Annotated in this window: 20 protein-coding genes and 1 other annotated feature; all 20 genes read left to right on the top strand. The window is 39.7% G+C overall.

The genetic code is table 11. The features are described from left to right. Positions 1 to 32: 32 nt before the first annotated feature. Positions 33 to 761 (top strand): DUF881 domain-containing protein, encoded by a 729-nt coding sequence (locus M3600_RS00890; protein ID WP_237941166.1) that lies wholly within the window; start codon positions 33 to 35, stop codon positions 759 to 761. Further along, positions 761 to 1,129, top strand: coding sequence for a small basic family protein (locus M3600_RS00885; protein WP_233314492.1), 369 nt, complete (start codon positions 761 to 763; stop codon positions 1,127 to 1,129). Before M3600_RS00890 ends, M3600_RS00885 begins: the two co-directional genes overlap by 1 nt. 144 nt (positions 1,130 to 1,273) lie before the next feature. Next, entirely contained in the window at positions 1,274 to 2,563 is a 1,290-nt protein-coding gene (ftsA, locus tag M3600_RS00880) for a cell division protein FtsA (RefSeq protein WP_233314490.1), read from the top strand. 111 nt (positions 2,564 to 2,674) lie between these two features. Continuing rightward, a complete protein-coding gene (gene ftsZ / locus M3600_RS00875) occupies positions 2,675 to 3,823 on the top strand; it encodes a cell division protein FtsZ (protein ID WP_233314489.1) in 1,149 nt (382 codons plus the stop codon). Between the two features lie 280 nt (positions 3,824 to 4,103). Beyond that, entirely contained in the window at positions 4,104 to 5,045 is a 942-nt protein-coding gene (gene spoIIGA / locus M3600_RS00870) for a sigma-E processing peptidase SpoIIGA (protein WP_251644600.1), read from the top strand. A 43-nt stretch (positions 5,046 to 5,088) separates the two neighbouring features. Beyond that, positions 5,089 to 5,808 (top strand): RNA polymerase sporulation sigma factor SigE, encoded by a 720-nt coding sequence (sigE, locus tag M3600_RS00865; RefSeq protein WP_233314486.1) that lies wholly within the window; start codon positions 5,089 to 5,091, stop codon positions 5,806 to 5,808. A gap of 257 nt (positions 5,809 to 6,065) precedes the next feature. Continuing rightward, entirely contained in the window at positions 6,066 to 6,845 is a 780-nt protein-coding gene (gene sigG / locus M3600_RS00860) for an RNA polymerase sporulation sigma factor SigG (protein WP_233314485.1), read from the top strand. 166 nt (positions 6,846 to 7,011) lie between these two features. Further along, positions 7,012 to 7,275, top strand: coding sequence for a YlmC/YmxH family sporulation protein (locus tag M3600_RS00855; protein WP_233314484.1), 264 nt, complete (start codon positions 7,012 to 7,014; stop codon positions 7,273 to 7,275). 78 nt (positions 7,276 to 7,353) lie between these two features. Next, positions 7,354 to 8,175: a peptidoglycan editing factor PgeF gene (gene pgeF / locus M3600_RS00850; RefSeq protein ID WP_233314483.1), complete on the top strand. Its 822-nt coding sequence runs from the start codon at positions 7,354 to 7,356 to the stop codon at positions 8,173 to 8,175. A 6-nt stretch (positions 8,176 to 8,181) separates the two neighbouring features. Continuing rightward, positions 8,182 to 8,859 (top strand): YggS family pyridoxal phosphate-dependent enzyme, encoded by a 678-nt coding sequence (locus M3600_RS00845; RefSeq protein WP_233314482.1) that lies wholly within the window; start codon positions 8,182 to 8,184, stop codon positions 8,857 to 8,859. A gap of 12 nt (positions 8,860 to 8,871) precedes the next feature. Continuing rightward, positions 8,872 to 9,357, top strand: coding sequence for a cell division protein SepF (locus M3600_RS00840; RefSeq protein ID WP_233314480.1), 486 nt, complete (start codon positions 8,872 to 8,874; stop codon positions 9,355 to 9,357). A gap of 6 nt (positions 9,358 to 9,363) precedes the next feature. After that, the gene (locus M3600_RS00835) at positions 9,364 to 9,624 is read left to right on the top strand and encodes a YggT family protein (protein WP_233314478.1); all 261 of its coding nucleotides are present in this window, start codon (positions 9,364 to 9,366) and stop codon (positions 9,622 to 9,624) included. 69 nt (positions 9,625 to 9,693) lie between these two features. Next, entirely contained in the window at positions 9,694 to 10,467 is a 774-nt protein-coding gene (locus M3600_RS00830; RefSeq protein WP_251644599.1) for a YlmH family RNA-binding protein, read from the top strand. A gap of 206 nt (positions 10,468 to 10,673) precedes the next feature. Next, entirely contained in the window at positions 10,674 to 11,171 is a 498-nt protein-coding gene (locus M3600_RS00825; protein ID WP_233314473.1) for a DivIVA domain-containing protein, read from the top strand. A gap of 61 nt (positions 11,172 to 11,232) precedes the next feature. Beyond that, positions 11,233 to 11,459: a binding site (T-box leader), on the top strand. Positions 11,460 to 11,555: 96 nt separating this feature from the next. After that, positions 11,556 to 14,315 (top strand): isoleucine--tRNA ligase, encoded by a 2,760-nt coding sequence (ileS, locus tag M3600_RS00820; RefSeq protein ID WP_251644598.1) that lies wholly within the window; start codon positions 11,556 to 11,558, stop codon positions 14,313 to 14,315. 172 nt (positions 14,316 to 14,487) lie between these two features. After that, positions 14,488 to 14,769, top strand: coding sequence for a hypothetical protein (locus M3600_RS00815; RefSeq protein WP_233314471.1), 282 nt, complete (start codon positions 14,488 to 14,490; stop codon positions 14,767 to 14,769). An 86-nt stretch (positions 14,770 to 14,855) separates the two neighbouring features. Further along, on the top strand, positions 14,856 to 15,389 hold the full coding sequence (gene lspA / locus M3600_RS00810; protein WP_245399854.1) for a signal peptidase II: 534 nt from the start codon (positions 14,856 to 14,858) through the stop codon (positions 15,387 to 15,389). After that, positions 15,358 to 16,269: an RluA family pseudouridine synthase gene (locus tag M3600_RS00805; protein WP_233314470.1), complete on the top strand. Its 912-nt coding sequence runs from the start codon at positions 15,358 to 15,360 to the stop codon at positions 16,267 to 16,269. Before lspA ends, M3600_RS00805 begins: the two co-directional genes overlap by 32 nt. 172 nt (positions 16,270 to 16,441) lie before the next feature. After that, positions 16,442 to 16,984 carry a bifunctional pyr operon transcriptional regulator/uracil phosphoribosyltransferase PyrR gene (gene pyrR / locus M3600_RS00800; RefSeq protein WP_233314469.1) on the top strand — a complete coding sequence of 181 codons (543 nt, stop codon included), beginning with the start codon at positions 16,442 to 16,444 and terminating at the stop codon, positions 16,982 to 16,984. 178 nt (positions 16,985 to 17,162) lie between these two features. Then, positions 17,163 to 18,479 carry a solute carrier family 23 protein gene (locus M3600_RS00795; protein WP_251644597.1) on the top strand — a complete coding sequence of 439 codons (1,317 nt, stop codon included), beginning with the start codon at positions 17,163 to 17,165 and terminating at the stop codon, positions 18,477 to 18,479. Positions 18,480 to 18,679: the final 200 nt, after the last annotated feature.

The raw sequence follows: 18,679 nt of genomic DNA, 5'->3' as shown, positions 1-18,679 counted from the left end.
CCGAATATTTATTATGGAAGTATGGTGAAGGCATGAACAAAAAACTTTTCACTATGACAATAATCTTGCTAGTAATCGGGTTTATGCTTGCCGTTCAATTCCAAACAGTCAAAAAGCCGAAGGTGAGAGACACAAGGGATACTTGGGAGTTAAAGCAAGCCCTTCTCAAGGAAAAAGAAACGGAGCTTAAGCTGTTAAGCGATATTCGTGCAAACAGCCAAAAAGTCGACGAGTATAAAAGCGACAGCTCACAGACGAAAGAAGAGCTCCTTCAAGAGACAATTGCTGAGCTGAAAGATGATATTGGTCTTACAGAAAAAGCTGGATATGGAATCGTTATTTCCATTCAGCCTGTCAGCTCAGATTTGCTGATGGGTGATGAGCAAGGCGCCATTACAGCCGATCTTTTGAAACGGCTCATTAATGAGTTGAATTTGTACGGCGCAAAGGAAATAGCCATTGACGAACATCGTTACATTAATACTTCTGTCATTAGGGATATTAATGGGGAGACAAAGATGAACGGTTATTCTGTCAACAAATTTCCTTTGACGATAAAAGTGATTGCTGCAGATAAAAACAGTGCCGAGCAGCTGTATAATCGCATGAAGGTTTCACAATCAGCGGATGATTTCTTTATGGACAATCTGTTGCTGGATGTTAAAAAGCCGCAGCAAACAATAACCATTCCAGCATATGAAGACAATATCCGGATTCGGTATATGAAGCCTGCAGGAGATGAAGAAGGAGGCGGTGCTTAATGTGGCTGCCTATATTTGGCCTTATTATCGGCATATCACTTGGTCTTATGACAGATATTACAGTCCCGGATGAATATGCCAACTATTTGTCAATTGCAGTACTAGCAGCACTCGATACGCTGTTTGGCGGCATCAGGGCGCATTTGCAGAACATATATGATGAAAAGGTGTTTGTATCAGGTTTTTTCTTTAATATTCTCCTTGCTGCAAGTTTAGCTTTTCTCGGTGTTCATCTTGGTGTAGACTTATACTTAGCTGCCATATTTGCCTTCGGTGTAAGGCTGTTTCAAAATATCGCAGTCATTAGAAGAATCATCTTGACAAAGTGGGAAAATAAACGAGAAAAAACTGAAAAAAATCAATCATAAAAAAGGGAATATATTAGTTTTGGCGAATTATTTAATAAATAATATATTAATAGGGAATTTTATTCATTAAAATTTAACATTCGCTAAATAAGCAGGATAGCTGTTGTTCACTTATTTTTAAAAAGCAAAAGGAGGTGCCCGAGAATGAACAGCAATGAATTTTATGTAAGTCTAGACATCGGTACATCCAGCGTGAAAGTAATCATCGGCGAAATGATTAATGAGTCCTTAAACATTATTGGAGTAGGCATCGTACCTTCTGAAGGGTTGAGGAAGGGTTCTATTGTCGATATAGATGAAACCGTTCATTCCATACGAAGAGCTATTGAACAGGCGGAAAGAATGATTGGTGTAGAAATTAAACAAGTTATTGTTGGCGTTTCGGGAAATCATGTAAGCTTGCAGCCCTCACATGGAGTAGTGGCAGTTTCAAGTGAAAATCGTGAAATAACAATAGAAGATGTCATGAGAGTAAAGGATGCAGCACAAGTTGTTTCCATTCCGCCTGAGAGGGAGATAATCGACATTATCCCAAAGCAGTTTATCGTGGATGGTCTTGATGAAATTACAGATCCTCGCGGGATGATAGGCGTCCGCCTTGAAATGGAAGGAATCATTATAACAGGCAGCAAGACAATATTACATAATACGCTTCGCTGCGTGGAAAAAGCAGGCCTTGAGATTGTTGATATTACATTGCAGCCTCTTGCCGCTGGTTCCTTCGCGCTGTCAAAGGATGAAAAAAATCTTGGAGTGGCACTGCTTGATATTGGAGGCGGGTCTACTACAATCGCTGTTTTTGAAAATGGCTTCTTGAAAAAAACAAGCGTCTTGCCAATCGGAGGAGATCATATAACAAAAGATCTGTCCATTGGCTTGCGAACAACAACCGAAGATGCAGAAAAAATCAAAGTGAAATATGGCTATGCCTATTACAATCACGCATCAGAGGAAGAAGTATTCAGCGTTCCGATTATCGGAAGTGACCAGCATCAGCAGTTCAACCAACTGGAAATTGCCGATATTATTGAAGCAAGATTGGAAGAAATGTTTGATTTAGTGATGGACGAGCTAGAAAGACTAGGTGTGTATGATCTTCCAGGCGGTTTCGTACTTTCTGGAGGAGTCGCCGGAACAAAAGGCATTTTGGAATTGGCCCAGGAAGTTTTCCAAAATCGGGTCCGCATCGCGATACCTGATTATATTGGTGTAAGGGAAGCTCAATATACAACTGCTGTCGGCTTGATTAAATTCTCATACAAGAACAACAAGCTGCAAGGCGGCAGTATTCAACAGGCTGAGCCTGTTGCAGTTGGGGAACCAAAGGAAAAAAGAGCACCAAAACAGGCTCCACCAAAAGCTTCATACGAAAAACAGCCTGTCGAAAAAGGACCTTCCAAGCTAAAGAAATTTATGGGATACTTTTTCGATTAAAAGATAAAAAACATAAGAACTATTAAAATGGTATGTTTACTCCATATCACCAAGATTTGAGACGCGGACAGTTCGATACTGCTGAATATCGACGAATTAGGAGGATTTGTCATGTTAGAATTTGATACAAATATAGATTCATTAGCTGTAATAAAAGTTATTGGTGTCGGTGGCGGCGGGAACAATGCTGTCAATCGAATGATTGAACATGGTGTTCAAGGAGTAGAGTTTATTGCAGTAAATACGGACGCACAAGCGTTGAACTTATCAAAAGCTGAAGTGAAAATGCAAATCGGCGGCAAACTGACAAGAGGTTTGGGTGCCGGTGCTAACCCTGAAGTGGGTAAAAAAGCTGCAGAGGAAAGCAAAGAACAAATCGAAGAGGCTCTAAAAGGAGCTGATATGGTATTTGTTACTGCAGGTATGGGAGGCGGAACAGGTACTGGTGCAGCTCCTGTTATCGCACAAATCGCAAAAGACATCGGCGCATTAACAGTTGGTGTTGTAACAAGACCGTTCACATTTGAAGGCAGAAAGCGTTCAACACATGCAGCAAGCGGTATCTCTGCTCTTAAAGAAGCTGTAGATACTTTGATTGTCATCCCGAATGACCGCTTGCTTGAAATTGTGGATAAGAGCACTCCGATGCTTGAAGCATTCAGAGAAGCAGATAATGTACTCCGTCAAGGTGTACAAGGTATCTCTGACCTTATTGCAACACCAGGGTTAATCAACCTTGACTTCGCTGATGTGAAAACAATCATGGTTAACAAAGGATCTGCATTGATGGGAATCGGTGTTGCATCAGGAGAAAATCGCGCGGCAGAAGCAGCGAAAAAGGCAATTTCATCACCGTTGCTTGAAACATCTATCGATGGAGCGCAAGGTGTGTTAATGAACATTACGGGCGGATCTAACTTAAGCCTATATGAAGTTCAGGAAGCAGCTGACATTGTCGCTTCTGCATCTGACCAAGATGTTAACATGATCTTCGGTTCTGTTATTAACGAAAACTTAAAAGACGAAATTGTCGTAACAGTAATTGCAACTGGATTTAACCAAGATGCGATTCAAGTATCTGCTTCAAGGCCATCTTTAAATAGCATGAAGCCTTCAAGCAACCCTAGCAGCTCACGTGAAGTGAAACGCGAGGAAAATCCAAACAGTGCAAAAGAGCCTGTACGCGGAAACTCAATCCAAACAGGTGAAGATACATTGGATATACCAACATTCTTACGTAACAGAAATCGCAGAAGATAAAAAAAAGCGGGATAATTTCCCGCTTTTTTTTTATGCTTTCATAGCCTGGGAAATAATTTCATTTTAAAAAAACTGAAAATTTACCATTAGAACAAACTTATAGCAGAAGGCAAGAAATAGTGACAAAATCTGTTGTTAATAGAGAAAATTTCTGATTTTTTGATTACAGGAAGTGACACACTTTCCTCAAGCAGTAGGTTATACTTTTTCGTAACAGATTAATAGAGTTAGATGAGCAAGCAATCATGCCATAAAACTTTAGGAAGGAGGCTCAAACTACTTGGCCGTTTATTTAGATGTCATATGGCTGCTAAATTTCTTGTTTGACAGCTTGCTGCTCTACTTGACAGCCATCATCTTAAAAAGAGACGTAAAGCTTTGGAGAGTGCTGTGCGGCGGCCTGATAGGATCGATAATCATTCTTTTGGCAGTTACTCCATACCACATCTATACAAGTCACCCGATTTCAAAGCTAGGCTTCTCTTGTGTGATGATTTTGACTGTTTTTGGCTTTAAAAGACTGCGCTATTATCTTAGTGGATTAATGACCTTTTATTTTGTCACCTTCCTGATTGGAGGGGTCCTGATTGGCAGCCATTATTTTGTTCAGTTTGATTTTCAATTATCTTCTTCTGTTATGCTAGCTAGTGTTAAAGGTTTTGGTGATCCAATCAGCTGGCTGTTTGTATTGCTTGGCTTTCCAGCAGCCTGGCATTTTTCTAGAAAGAATGTAGAAAGCATTGAAATAACAAAAATCAAATATGAAGAGATTGTCCAAGTGAGCTTTCAAATAGCCGGTAAGGCTTTTACTTTAAAGGGGCTCGTTGACAGCGGCAACCAAGTATATGATCCAATTTCAAGAGTTCCCGTCATGTTTGTATCTATTAATGGAATGGGCGATGATCTGCCAGCTGAGTTATGTGAAATTGTTGATGACTCGGAAGCGACTATTCATGGGCAAAAGCAGCTAAGTGATGACTGGCAATACCGGATGCGCATTATCCCCTATAAGGTGATGGGGAAAGAGCATCAGCTCATGATTGCCATTAAGCCAGAACAGCTTGTCATTGAACAAAAAGATGACAAATATTTAGTGGAAAAAGGGCTGATTTCTTTTACAAGACAGCAGCTTTCATCAGATGATGCTTTTTCATGCATTGTGCATCCTAAAATGCTGACAGGCAAAAAAATCAATGTGGTAAACGAAGGAATGGTTAGTTAATATACTATACTCTTTTGATACATCATTTAGAAGGAGGACAATTATGAAAAAACTAAAGCTTCGCTTAACTTACTACTGGTATAAGCTATTAATGAAATTAGGTTTGAAAACAGATGAAGTTTTTTATATTGGCGGAAGCGAAGCATTGCCTCCACCGTTAAGCAAAGAAGAGGAAGAAGAACTGCTTCTGAAGCTGCCAGAAGGTGATCAGGCAGCAAGATCGATTTTAATTGAACGTAATTTGCGTCTTGTTGTTTATATTGCCAGGAAATTTGAGAATACGGGCATCAATATTGAAGACTTAATTAGTATTGGAACCATCGGACTAATAAAGGCTGTCAATACTTTTAATCCTGAAAAGAAAATCAAGCTTGCTACATATGCATCAAGATGTATCGAGAATGAGATACTGATGTATTTGAGAAGAAACAATAAAATACGGTCAGAGGTTTCCTTCGATGAACCGCTGAATATTGACTGGGATGGCAATGAACTGCTGTTATCAGATGTAATGGGTACAGAGGAAGATATCATCACGAAAGACCTCGATGCAAGCGTCGATAAAAAACTGCTCATAAGGGCATTGCATCAGCTTTCTAAAAGAGAGAAGCAAATTATGGAGCTGCGCTTCGGCCTTGGAACAGGCGAAGAAAAGACGCAGAAGGATGTAGCAGATATGCTTGGTATTTCTCAGTCCTATATATCCAGATTGGAAAAAAGGATTATAAAAAGACTGCAAAAGGAATTTAATAAAATGGTGTAGAGTGATCTGTCAGCTAAACTTCAACTAACAAGGATGAATTAATTCTTCTTTCTTGTTAGAAAGTGCGGCTGGCATTTTTTGTCGAATAAAAAATTTTTTTGTGCGAATTATTATTGCAGAAAAACATTGTACTGATAGTTTTTTGAAGAGAAAACGGTAGTGAATTTGGATTAGGATGGAAAATCACTTATGCATATTTTTCCTTCTCAAGGAGATACTGTTTTTTGTACAGCAGCTCCTGTGAGGAGGGAAATAGATTGACTCGAAATAAAGTAGAAATTTGCGGTGTGGATACATCTAAGCTTCCAGTATTGAAAAACGAAGAAATGAGAGAGCTCTTCAAGCAAATGCATCAGGGAGATATTACCGCAAGAGAAAGTCTCGTTAATGGAAATCTCCGCCTTGTATTAAGTGTGATTCAAAGGTTCAACAATAGAGGCGAGTTTGTCGATGACTTATTTCAAGTTGGTTGTATCGGTCTAATGAAATCTATTGATAATTTTGATTTAAGTCAAAACGTAAAGTTTTCCACCTATGCTGTCCCGATGATAATTGGTGAAATTCGCCGTTACTTGCGTGACAATAACCCGATAAGGGTGTCCAGGTCCTTAAGGGATATAGCTTATAAAGCATTGCAAGTCAGAGAGCGATTAATGAGCAAGACATCAAAGGAACCAACAGCTGAGGAAATTGCAAAAGAGCTTGATATTCCCCATGAGGATATCGTCTTCGCATTGGATGCAATTCAAGATCCAGTCTCTCTTTTTGAGCCGATCTATAATGACGGTGGCGATCCAATCTATGTGATGGATCAATTGAGTGATGAGAAGAACAAGGATATACAGTGGGTGGAAGAACTCGCCCTCAAAGAAGGAATGCGAAGATTGAACGATCGGGAAAAACTTATTTTAAGAAAGCGTTTTTTTCAAGGGAAAACGCAAATGGAAGTTGCTGATGAAATAGGTATCTCCCAAGCTCAAGTATCAAGACTGGAAAAGGCTGCTATTAAACAAATGAATAAAAATATCCAAAGCTAGTAGTGAGCTTGTACATGAGAACTGCCGAAAAAATGTTTCGGCAGTTTTTTTATGGGCAATTATCTCCCTGACGTACGAGAATTTGTACTAATTATCGTAATTGGCAACATATATTTTTATAAAGGCTATCCTTGCATTCAGTGATTATTATATAGGAGTGGGAGCAATGCTTAAAATTTCTGATTTTCAAATAAAAGATGTCGTCAATGTAGCGAATGGGAAAAAGCTTGGTAATATTGGAGATATAGATATTAATTTGCAGACAGGAAAGATTGAATCGATTATTATTGGCGGGCCAGGAAAGGTATTAGGATTCTTCAATAGAGAAGCAGATATTGTGATTCCATGGAGCAATATTTTAAAAATCGGAGAAGACGTAATCTTAGTTAAATATACAAAGTCGCTCGAGCTCACAGAAGTGGAAGAATAGGGCGAAATATTATTGGTTTTTTTATGACCAATGCACAAGTCTATGGTAAACTATAAAAAAAAGCTGAGGTTATAAAAAATGGAACCTTTCTTATTACATGAAAATGAATATTTTACCATTCAATCATGGTGTAAAGACTACCCGCAATTAGCAGCAGGATTCACTACAAAAAACGGCGGCACAAGCATTGGCCATCATAAAGGTTTAAATATGGCCTATCATGTTAATGATTCAAATGAGAAGGTAACAGCAAATCGCCAAATTGTCGCAAATAAACTCCATTTCCCGTTGAGAAATTGGGTTGGTTCTGAACAAACCCATAAGAACAACATTTGGGAAGTGACAAAAGCAGATGTAGGTAAAGGGGCGTGCGACTATGAAAGTGCATTGCCAGATACAGATGGCTTATTTACAATGGATGAAGGCATTTTATTGACCCTTTGCTATGCTGACTGTGTTCCGCTGTATTTCATCCACAGGAAAACGAAGGCGATTGGCATTGCCCATGCCGGCTGGCAAGGTACTGTTAAGAAAATTGCCAACAAAATGGTCGAGGTGTTCAAATCACACGGAATTGATTCGAGTGAAATTGAAGTAGCCATCGGTCCATCCATAACTGACGAACAATACATAGTAGACGGGCGTGTCATAAACAGAGTTGAAGATGCGTTAGATAAAGATGATGATAAGCCATATGTGCTTGTCTCCCCGAATCAATATTCATTGAGTTTACAAAAGCTGAACAAACAGCTGTTAATAAAGGCAGGTATTCAGGAATCCAACATTTTGGTGACTGGCCTTTGCACAAGTGTTCAGGAGTCATACTTTTATTCCCACAGGCGAGATCAAGGGAAAACAGGAAGAATGATGAGCTTTATTGGCTGGAGAGAGGATGTTTAAAGTAAGATGCAAGTAAAGGTTAATTTGCAAGAAATTAGGGAAAAGATGAAATTGGCTTGTGAAAAAGTCAATAGATCTGTTGAAGATATCACCATTATCGCAGTGACAAAATATGTTACAATAGAAAGGGCAAAAGAGGCAGTAGAGGCAGGTGTGACCAATCTTGGCGAAAACCGGGAAGAAGGCTTGCTTGCCAAGCGTGAGGTGCTGATGGACGAGCCGGTTTGGCATTTTATCGGTTCCTTGCAAACGCGTAAGGTGAAGAGCATTATTGATCATGTGGATTATATCCATTCCTTGGACCGCTTATCCTTAGCCAAAGAAATTAATAAGCGTGCATCCAAAAAGATCAAGTGTTTTGTTCAGGTCAATGTATCGCAAGAAGAATCTAAGCACGGCATTGCCCCTGAGGAGACAATTGACTTCATCAAAAGCCTCGATGCATTTCCAAATATCGAAATAGTCGGCTTAATGACAATGGCGCCATTTACAGATAACGAAGAGTTTCTGCGCAGCTGCTTCCGTAACTTAAAAGCACTGCAAACAGAAGTTCAGAGCTTAAAAATCAGCAATGCCCCGTGCACGGAGCTTTCCATGGGAATGTCTAACGACTACTCGATTGCCATTGAAGAAGGTGCAACGATGATTCGTATCGGCACAGCACTCGTTGGCAGCGATAAATAGGAGGTTTAGAAATTGAGTATAAAGTCGAAAATAAAAACATTTTTTTTCTTAGAAGATGAAGATTATGAGGAAGAAGAGTATGAACAGGAGCAGGAGCCAGTGAGAAATCAACAGAGACAGCAGCCAACACAGTCCTATTTTCAACAGCAGCAACAACAGCAACAGCCTGTTCAGCAGCAAAAACAAAATGTTGTCAGCTTGCAAAGCGTGCAAAAGTCGTCCAAAGTATTTTTGGTTGAGCCAAGAGTTTATGCAGAAGCACAGGATATTGCGGACCAGTTAAAAAATAGACGTGCAGTTGTCGTGAACCTGCAAAGAATTGATAAAGAACAAGGAAAACGAATCGTCGATTTCTTAAGCGGAACTGTTTATGCAATCGGGGGAGACATCCAAAAAGTGGGTACAGATATCTTCCTATGCACACCGGATAATGTCGAAGTATCAGGGAACATCTCCCAAATACTTCAAGAAACTGAATTTGAAAATGCGAGGTGGTAATCTTAGATGGATTTGGTCTTTTTAATTATTTCAAGAGTACTAACTTATTACTCTTATGCGCTGATCATTTATATTTTCATGTCATGGATACCTAATGCAAGAGAAACTGGAATCGGAATCTTCCTTGCCCGTATTTGTGAACCGTATTTAGAGCAGTTCAGAAAGATAATTCCGCCAATCGGTATGATTGATATTTCTCCGATTGTGGCTATCTTTGTTTTGAATTTAGCAGGCAATGGTGTTAGACAGTTATTTCTATGGTTTTAAAATCAGGGCTTACATTAAGCCCTTTTTTCATGCAGTCATTTAGATACATCTATTAAAGGAGTTTGTAATATGTCGATATACCAGCATTTTCGGCCAGAGGAAAAGGAATTCATTGATCAAGTGCTTAATTGGCGTCAATATGTGGAGGATGCTTATGCGCCGAAACTGACAGATTTTTTAGATCCTCGCGAACAGAAGATTGTTAATACAATTATTGGACAAAATGCAGATGTTTTAGTATCGTTTTCTGGCGGGACGAGAGCTGCTGAAAGAAAACGGGCATTGCTGTATCCTTCCTACTATGAAGTAGAGCAAGCGGACTTTCAGCTGTCCTTACAAAATATCGAGTATGCGAAAAAGTTTGTTACGATTGAGCATCCGCAAGTGCTTGGTAGTATTATGTCATTAGGATTATCGCGCAGTAAGTTTGGGGATATTCTCATTAAGGACGGCGATGTTCAGCTGATTGTAGGTAAAGAAGTAGAAGACTACATCCGCTTGCAGCTTGACTCTATCGGAAAAGCAAAGGTATCGTTACATCCAATTCCTTGGGAGAGGGCAATTGCTATAGAGGAAGAATGGGTTGAAACAAGCACAACACTTACCTCATTAAGGCTTGATGCAACGATTGCTGCTATTTACAATATTTCGAGACAAAAGGCCCAAGGCTACATTGCAGCAAGTCATGTGAAAGTAAACTGGGGTACTGTGGAAAACATCTCTTTTACTTGTGAAGAAGGAGATGTTATTTCCGTCAGAGGACATGGCAGGTCAATCATTAAATCACTCGAAGGTAAAACAAAAAAAGATAAATGGCGGATTGTTATCGGCAAATTAAAATAATCAGTCATTTGTTTTACAAACACTAATAATTTTCATGTCATTCCAAAATTCCATAGTTATTTATATATTATCTATGTTACAATATTTTCAACAGTATAATTTGTCTCACTTCCTGTTTTTTTGGCGTTTTCTCTTTGGAAATGCAGGAATACTAAAAAAGCTGTCGAAAAAAATACATAAGAAATTGAAGTTTGGGAGGTGGCATTATGCCATTAACACCGTTGGATATTCACAATAAGGAATTCAGCAAAGGATTTCGCGGTTATGATGAAGATGAAGTAAATGAGTTTTTAGACCAAATAATCAAGGACTATGAAAATATAATTCGTGAGAAAAAAGAACTAGATGCAAGACTTAGTGAATTAGATGATCGCATCGGGCACTACAATAATATAGAAGAAACATTAAATAAATCAATCGTTGTTGCTCAAGAGGCAGCTGAGGAAGTAAAGCGAAACGCTCAAAAAGAAGCAAAGCTGATCATTAAAGAAGCAGAAAAAAATGCTGACCGCATTATCAATGAATCACTTTCTAAAGCAAGAAAAATAGCATTGGAAATTGAAGAGTTAAAAAAGCAGTCAAAAGTGTTCCGCACACGCTTCAAAATGCTGATCGAAGCGCAGCTTGATATGCTGAACAACGATGATTGGGATCATTTGCTTGAATATGAGCTTGATGCATCAGAGCTTAACTCAACGAAATAATTGCAGAGAGCTTGACGAAGCATCTGTTAATAGCCTATAATTTGTACACAAAACAATATTCATGCGTACGTTGATAGGGACAGTACAATTACTGTTGGCTTATTTTAAGCGAGCTGGGGACGGTGGAAGCCTGGCATAAGCGGGAATTGGAATATCACCCTTGAGTCCTTTTCTGAAAGGCTTTTTAGTAAGAAAAGGCGGTTCATAACCGTTAAAAAATGCTTAAGTGGATAGTCTAACTATCTATAAGGGTGGTACCGCGGGAGAATAAACCTTCTCGTCCCTTTTTGGGATGAGGGGTTTTTTTATTGTCTAAAAACCACAAGATACATCCCTAACGCATCAAAAAACCATGAATTTAGAACATTATTTGGAGGATTTTTAATGGAATATAAAGATACCTTGCTCATGCCGAAAACGGCTTTCCCGATGAGAGGAAACTTGCCAAACCGTGAGCCTGAAATTCAAGCAAAATGGAATGAAATGAATATTTATGAAAAAGTTCAAGAACGCACTAGCGGCCGTCCGCTTTATGTTTTGCATGACGGACCTCCTTATGCGAACGGAGATATCCATATTGGACATGCATTGAATAAAATTTTGAAGGATTTTATTGTGCGCTTTAAGTCGATGACTGGTTTCCAAGCACCATACGTTCCTGGCTGGGATACACATGGATTGCCGATTGAACAAGCTTTGACTAACAAAGGTGTTAAACGTAAGGAAATGACAATCGCTGAATTCCGTAAGCTGTGTGAAGAATACGCTCTTGGCCAAATTGACAGCCAAAGAGAGCAATTCAAACGCCTAGGTGTACGGGCTGATTGGGAAAATCCATACATCACATTAAAGCCTGCATACGAAGCACAACAAATTAAAGTGTTCGGGGAAATGGCGAAAAAAGGCTATATTTATAAAGGTAAAAAGCCGGTTTATTGGTCTCCTACAAGTGAATCTGCTTTGGCAGAAGCGGAAATTGAATACCAGGACAAACAATCTCCATCCATCTATGTTGGCTTTAAAGTAAAGGATGGCAAGAATGTGCTTAGTGAAGATGTACAAATTGTCATTTGGACAACAACACCATGGACAATTCCTGCAAACCTTGGTATTTCTGTTCACCCTGACTTGACATATGTTGTAGTGGAAGAAAAAGGTAACAAGTATTTAGTTGCTAAAGACTTGCTAGAAGCAGTTAAAACAGAAGTGGCATGGGAAGAAGCAGCTATCATCCAAGAGGTTCAAGGTTCTGAATTGGAATACATTAAAGCACTTCATCCACTATATGACCGTGAATCATTAGTAATGCTTGGCGAGCATGTAACAACAGATGCAGGTACTGGCTGTGTTCATACTGCACCAGGACATGGTGAGGATGACTTCATTGTTGGTCAAAAGTATAATCTCGAAGTTCTTTGTCCAGTTGATGACAAAGGTGTTATGACAGACGAGGCGCCAGGATTTGAAGGTTTATTCTATGATAAAGCTAACAAGCCGATCACAGAAGCATTAGAAGAAGCGGGAGCTTTATTGAAGCTGAAATTTATCACACACTCCTATCCGCATGACTGGAGAACGAAAAAACCGGTTATTTTCCGTGCGACAGCACAATGGTTTGCGTCTATTAAAGATTTCAGACAAGACTTGCTTAACGCAGTCCAAGAAACAAAATGGGTTCCGGCATGGGGAGAAACAAGATTATTCAATATGGTTCGCGACCGCGGTGACTGGTGTATTTCCAGACAGCGTGCATGGGGTGTTCCGATTCCGGTATTTTATGCTGAAAATGGTGACAGCATCATAACAGACGAAACAATTGAGCATATCTCTAACTTGTTTAGAGAGCATGGTTCAAATATCTGGTTTGAAAGAACTGCAAACGAACTTCTTCCAGAAGACTTCACACATCCTGGCAGCCCGAATGGAAACTTTACAAAAGAAACAGATATCATGGATGTTTGGTTCGATTCTGGTTCTTCTCATCAATCTGTACTAGAAGAAAGAGAAGAATTGCAAAGACCTGCAGACCTTTACTTGGAAGGTTCTGACCAATATCGCGGGTGGTTTAACTCCTCCCTATCTACAGCTGTAGCTGTAACAGGCAAAGCGCCATATAAAGGTGTATTAAGCCATGGCTTCGTTTTAGACGGTGAAGGCAGAAAAATGAGTAAGTCTCTTGGAAACGTTATGGTTCCTTCAAAAGTAATGAATCAGCTTGGTGCTGATATCTTGCGTTTATGGGTAGCTTCTGTTGATTTCCAAGCAGACGTGCGTGTATCTGATGCTATCTTGAAGCAAGTAACAGAAGGTTACCGCAAAATCAGAAACACATTCCGTTTCTTACTTGGAAACCTTGCTGACTTCAACCCAGCAGAAAATGCTGTTGCGTATGAAAACTTGCGTGAAGTAGATCAGTATATGTTAGTGAAGCTGAATAATCTAATCAAAAATGTTACAGTATCCTATGATAAATTTGAGTTCTCAACTATTTACTCAGATATCAACAATTTCTGTACATTAGACTTGAGCTCCTTCTACCTTGATTTCTCAAAAGATGTCCTTTATATTGAAGCGCCAGATAATCATGAAAGAAGAGCTATTCAAACTGTATTGTATGAAAGCTTGATTGCATTAGTGAAATTGATGGCGCCGATTCTTCCGCACACAGCAGAAGAAGTTTGGGAGCATATCACATCTGTTAAAGAAGAAAGTGTGCAGCTGACAGACTTCCCAGAATATGTGGAATATGACAACGCACAAGCTTTAACAGAAAAATGGAGCAAGTTCCTAAACTTGCGCGATGACGTGTTGAAAGCTTTAGAAGAAGCCCGCAATCAAAAAGTAATCGGTAAATCACTTGCGGCGAAAGTTTCCCTGTATGTACGTGAAGATGCGAAAGAATTGCTGGATTCCATCGAAGAGAACTTGAAGCAGCTGTTCATCGTGTCAGGCTTTGAAATTGCTGGTAAGTTTGAGGAAGCTCCAGACAATGCGCTGAAATTAGAAAATACTGCTATTGTCGTTGCAAAAGCAGAAGGAGAAACATGTGATAGATGCTGGACAGTAACACTTGATGTTGGAACTGTTGAAGAACATCCAACATTATGTGCTCGCTGTGCAACAGTAGTACAAGAAAATTATTAATATGTTAACATTCCGGCGAAAGCCGGAATGTTTTTTTTGGTCAGTTTTCCCTTCAGCTAAAAAAAATTCCACCTCCGTAAATTGTTGTTATGCCTGTTAAATCTTAAGCCGGTTTTTGAACATCAATTTGGAAAAGCTATCTGTAACAACATAGAAACGGAGGAATTTAGCCATGAACCTTGATGTTGAAAAGCTTTATACAGAACTCCGTATGACACAAATAGAACTACAAGCCACACTTAGAGTGAAAAGATCTTCAAAAATAAACCACTATATTGAGGCAGAGCTGCTGGATGTGGAAGAATCAATGCGCAGGCTGGAAAATGGCCAATTCGGAACATGTGAAATTTCAGGAGAATTAATGCCTGCAGAATTATTGCAGCTTGTGCCCACCATCAAATCAAAAAAAGATTTGGAACAAATGCAAACCTACTACAGAAAGTCCTTGCACTAAAGAAAACTTACATTATTTGAAGGAACCCTTAGAAAAATAAGCTTCAAGACGGCACAAGCTATCGTTTTTAAGTAGTTTATGCTAAAATGCTAAAGGAGACTCGAGAATTGGAGGAAACTTTAGTGTTTTATTACATAATTGCACTTATAATCATTGCATTGGATCAATGGACAAAATGGCTTGTGGCAACGAAGATGGAACTTGGAGAAAGCATTACTGTCATTGAGAATTTCTTCTATATAACATCCCATCGCAACAGCGGTGCTGCTTGGGGGATTCTGGAAGGGCAAATGACATTCTTCTATATCATCACAGCAGTTGTTATTGTCGGCATCGTTTATTTCATCCAGAAAGGTGCAAAAGGCAAGTTGCTTTATGGAGTTTCCTTAGGCCTGATTCTTGGCGGGGCTATCGGAAACTTTATTGACCGCGTCAGACATCAGTATGTCGTGGACTTTGTAAATACGTATATCTTCAATTATGATTTTCCTATATTTAATATTGCAGACTCATCTTTAGTAATTGGTGTTATATTGCTTATCATTGTGATGCTAAAGGAGGAAAGAGAAGCAAAGAAGGAGAAAGAAAATGGAAAAAAGGGAACATATCATTCAGAGTGAACAAGTAAGTGAAAGAATAGATAAAATCGTTTCAACTATCAACAAAGAATGGTCGCGCACACAAGTGCAGCAATGGATTAAGGACGGCCATGTGACTGTGAACGGCAATGTGGTAAAGACAAAGTACAAAGGCATCTTGAATGATGTTGTTACAATTGAAATTCCAGAATTAACAGAGCTTGATGTTCTGCCAGAGGAAATGGATTTGGAAGTGTATTATGAGGACAGTGACGTCATTGTCGTCAACAAACCAAAAGGGATGGTTGTACATCCTGCCCCTGGTCATGTAACAGGAACACTTGTAAACGGCTTGATGGCCCATTGTAAAGATCTTTCTGGAATTAATGGTGTCATGCGTCCAGGGATTGTCCACCGCATTGACAAAGATACGTCCGGTCTATTAATGGTTGCCAAAAATGATGCAGCTCATGAAAGCCTTGTGAACCAGCTTGTTGCAAAAACAGTAACAAGAAAATATAAAGCACTTGTTCATGGAAGCATACCTCATGATTACGGAACAGTGGATGCACCGATTGGCAGAGACCCTAAAGACCGTCAAAAAATGGCAGTTGTTGATAACGGCAAGCATGCTGTCACTCATTTTCACGTATTAGAGCGCATCGGTGAGTATACATTCATTGAATGTCAGCTAGAAACAGGAAGAACGCACCAAATCCGCGTTCATATGAAATACATCGGTTTTCCGCTGGCAGGCGATCCTAAGTACGGACCGAAAAAAACGATCGACATCGGCGGCCAGGCGCTTCATGCTGGCATCCTTGGATTCGACCACCCAAGAACAGGTGAATATATTGAATTTGAAGCACCGCTTCCGAAAGATTTTGAAGAGTTGCTAGATAATATTAGAAATAATCGTTGACAAAATTCGAGCTTTATTATAAGATTAACTCAATTAAATAAGTCCTTTAAGTCAATCCTGTGAGGTTGAGAAGGTATCGGATTTGTTTCTTTAGATAGCCATGAACGGCTATCGGTCTGTCCTCTCACTTAATAGGTGGGAGGATTTTTATTTTAAGAAAAAGGTGATGCAGATGTCACGTAAGGCACAAGTCCTTGATGACCAAGCGATTCGAAGAGCATTAACGAGAGTTGCGCACGAAATCATTGAAAAGAATAAAGGTATTGAGAACTGCGTATTAGTCGGTATTCGCACGAGAGGAATTTATATCGCAAACCGCCTTGCAGAAAAAATCTCGCAAATTGAAGGCAAAAGCATAACGGTTGGAGAATTGGATATTACATTATACCGTGATGACTTAAGCAAAAAGACAGAGAATCAAGAGCCGCTTGTTAAAGGTTCAGATATCCCTACAAGCATTGAGGACCTTAAGGTAATTCTTGTGGACGATGTCCTGTACACAGGAAGAACAGTCCGCGCAGCAATGGATGCCTTGATGGATGTGGGAAGACCTGGGTCGATACAGCTTGCAGTCCTTGTAGACAGAGGACACAGAGAGCTTCCGATTCGCGCTGATTATGTTGGCAAAAACATTCCGACTTCAAGCTCAGAAAAGATTGTAGTAGAGCTCGTAGAAGTTGATGGTCAAGATGAAGTAAATATATACGAAAATTAAATATAACCCTTTTTAAATGACAGTCCAGAGAGGCTTCAAAGGGGGAAATGGAATACAGGTGTGTTTTCACCTGTCCAAAAACCCCTTTTTGCCATGCGAAAAGGGGTTTTTTATTGGAATTGCGTATACTAACAACATGAACTAAGTACATGCACCATAGATGGAAAGAGGGAAAAATATGAATCAAACAAAGCCAATACTCGGCATAAAAGATAAACCAAATGCATCCCAATGGATTACATTAAGCTTACAGCACTTATTCGCCATGTTTGGATCAACTGTGTTAGTACCATACTTAATCGGCTTGAGTCCAGCAATTGCATTGATTTCAAGCGGACTGGGAACACTAGCTTTCCTCCTCATTACGAGATTTAAAGTTCCTGCCTATCTAGGCTCATCCTTTGCCTTTATCGCTCCAATGATTGCGGCACAAGAGCTTGGCGGACCTGGAGCTGCGATGATTGGAACCTTCATAGCAGGTCTTGTATACGGAATAGTCGCATTGATTATTAAAAAAGGTGGCTATCGCTGGATTATGAACTTGCTGCCGCCAATCGTTGTCGGACCAGTAATCATGGTAATCGGGCTTGCACTTGCTGGAACAGCAGTCGGCCAGGCGATGTATGAAAATAACGGAACACCAGATCAAACTTACAGTCTCTTATATCTATCAGTAGCATTAGTAACATTGCTTGCGACGATATTATTCACGATTTTCGGTAAAGGAGTATTCAGCTTCATTCCGATTCTTGCAGGGATTATCGTTGGCTACGTTTACGCATTATTAGTAGGAGTTGTTGATTTCCAAGGTGTCATCGATGCTAAATGGCTTGCAATGCCAGAATTCATATTCCCATTCAGGGATTATGACCTTACGATAAACAGCGCCATCCTGGCATTGTTCGTGCCAGTCGCAGTTGTAACACTTGCAGAGCATATCGGTCATCAGCTTGTATTAAGCAAAGTTGTCGGTAAAGATTATATTAAAGACCCAGGACTTCACCGCAGTATTTTAGGTGATGGTACAGCAACCTTAATTTCCTCCTTAATGGGTGGACCGCCAAAAACAACTTACGGTGAAAACATCGGAGTATTAGCAATAACAAGAGTATATAGTGTATATGTTCTTGCGGGAGCAGCAGTATTTGCCATCCTGTTCGGATTCATCGGGAAGATTACAGCACTTATCCAATCGATTCCAACACCTGTAATGGGGGGAGTATCCATTCTGTTATTCGGAATCATCGCATCCTCTGGATTGAGAATTTTGGTAGATGCAAAAATGGACTTCTCGAAAAACAGAAATCTTGTGATTGCATCAGTAATTTTGGTTACTGGAATCGGTGGAGCTTCCATTCATATCGGTACAGACTTTAAACTAGAAGGAATGGCACTTGCAGCAATTCTAGGCATCATCTTAAACTATGTGCTTCCAGGAAGAGAAAAGTCCACAGGCGACTTGTTCGAAGAAGAAGCAGTAAAAGAAACTAAATAGTTACACCTTTTAAACAAGTACAGAGAGACTTATAAGGGTGTTGAAGGTTAGGCGAAGGAATCCGCTTATTTAAGCAGGCTTAAATAAGGATCTTTAGCCAAGAACATTCAACTTTTAGCACCCATTTTTCAAAGATGGGTGCTTTTTTTGCCCGAAAAACATTGACGATAGCAGAAAAAGTCCATGAAGGAGGCAATAAA

Origin of the sequence: Niallia sp. MER 6 (genome assembly GCF_023714395.1) — a bacterium.
Lineage (GTDB): Bacteria > Bacillota > Bacilli > Bacillales > Cytobacillaceae > Niallia.
Note: the sequence above shows the minus strand (reverse complement) of the source record. Positions and strands in the feature narration are given on the sequence as shown.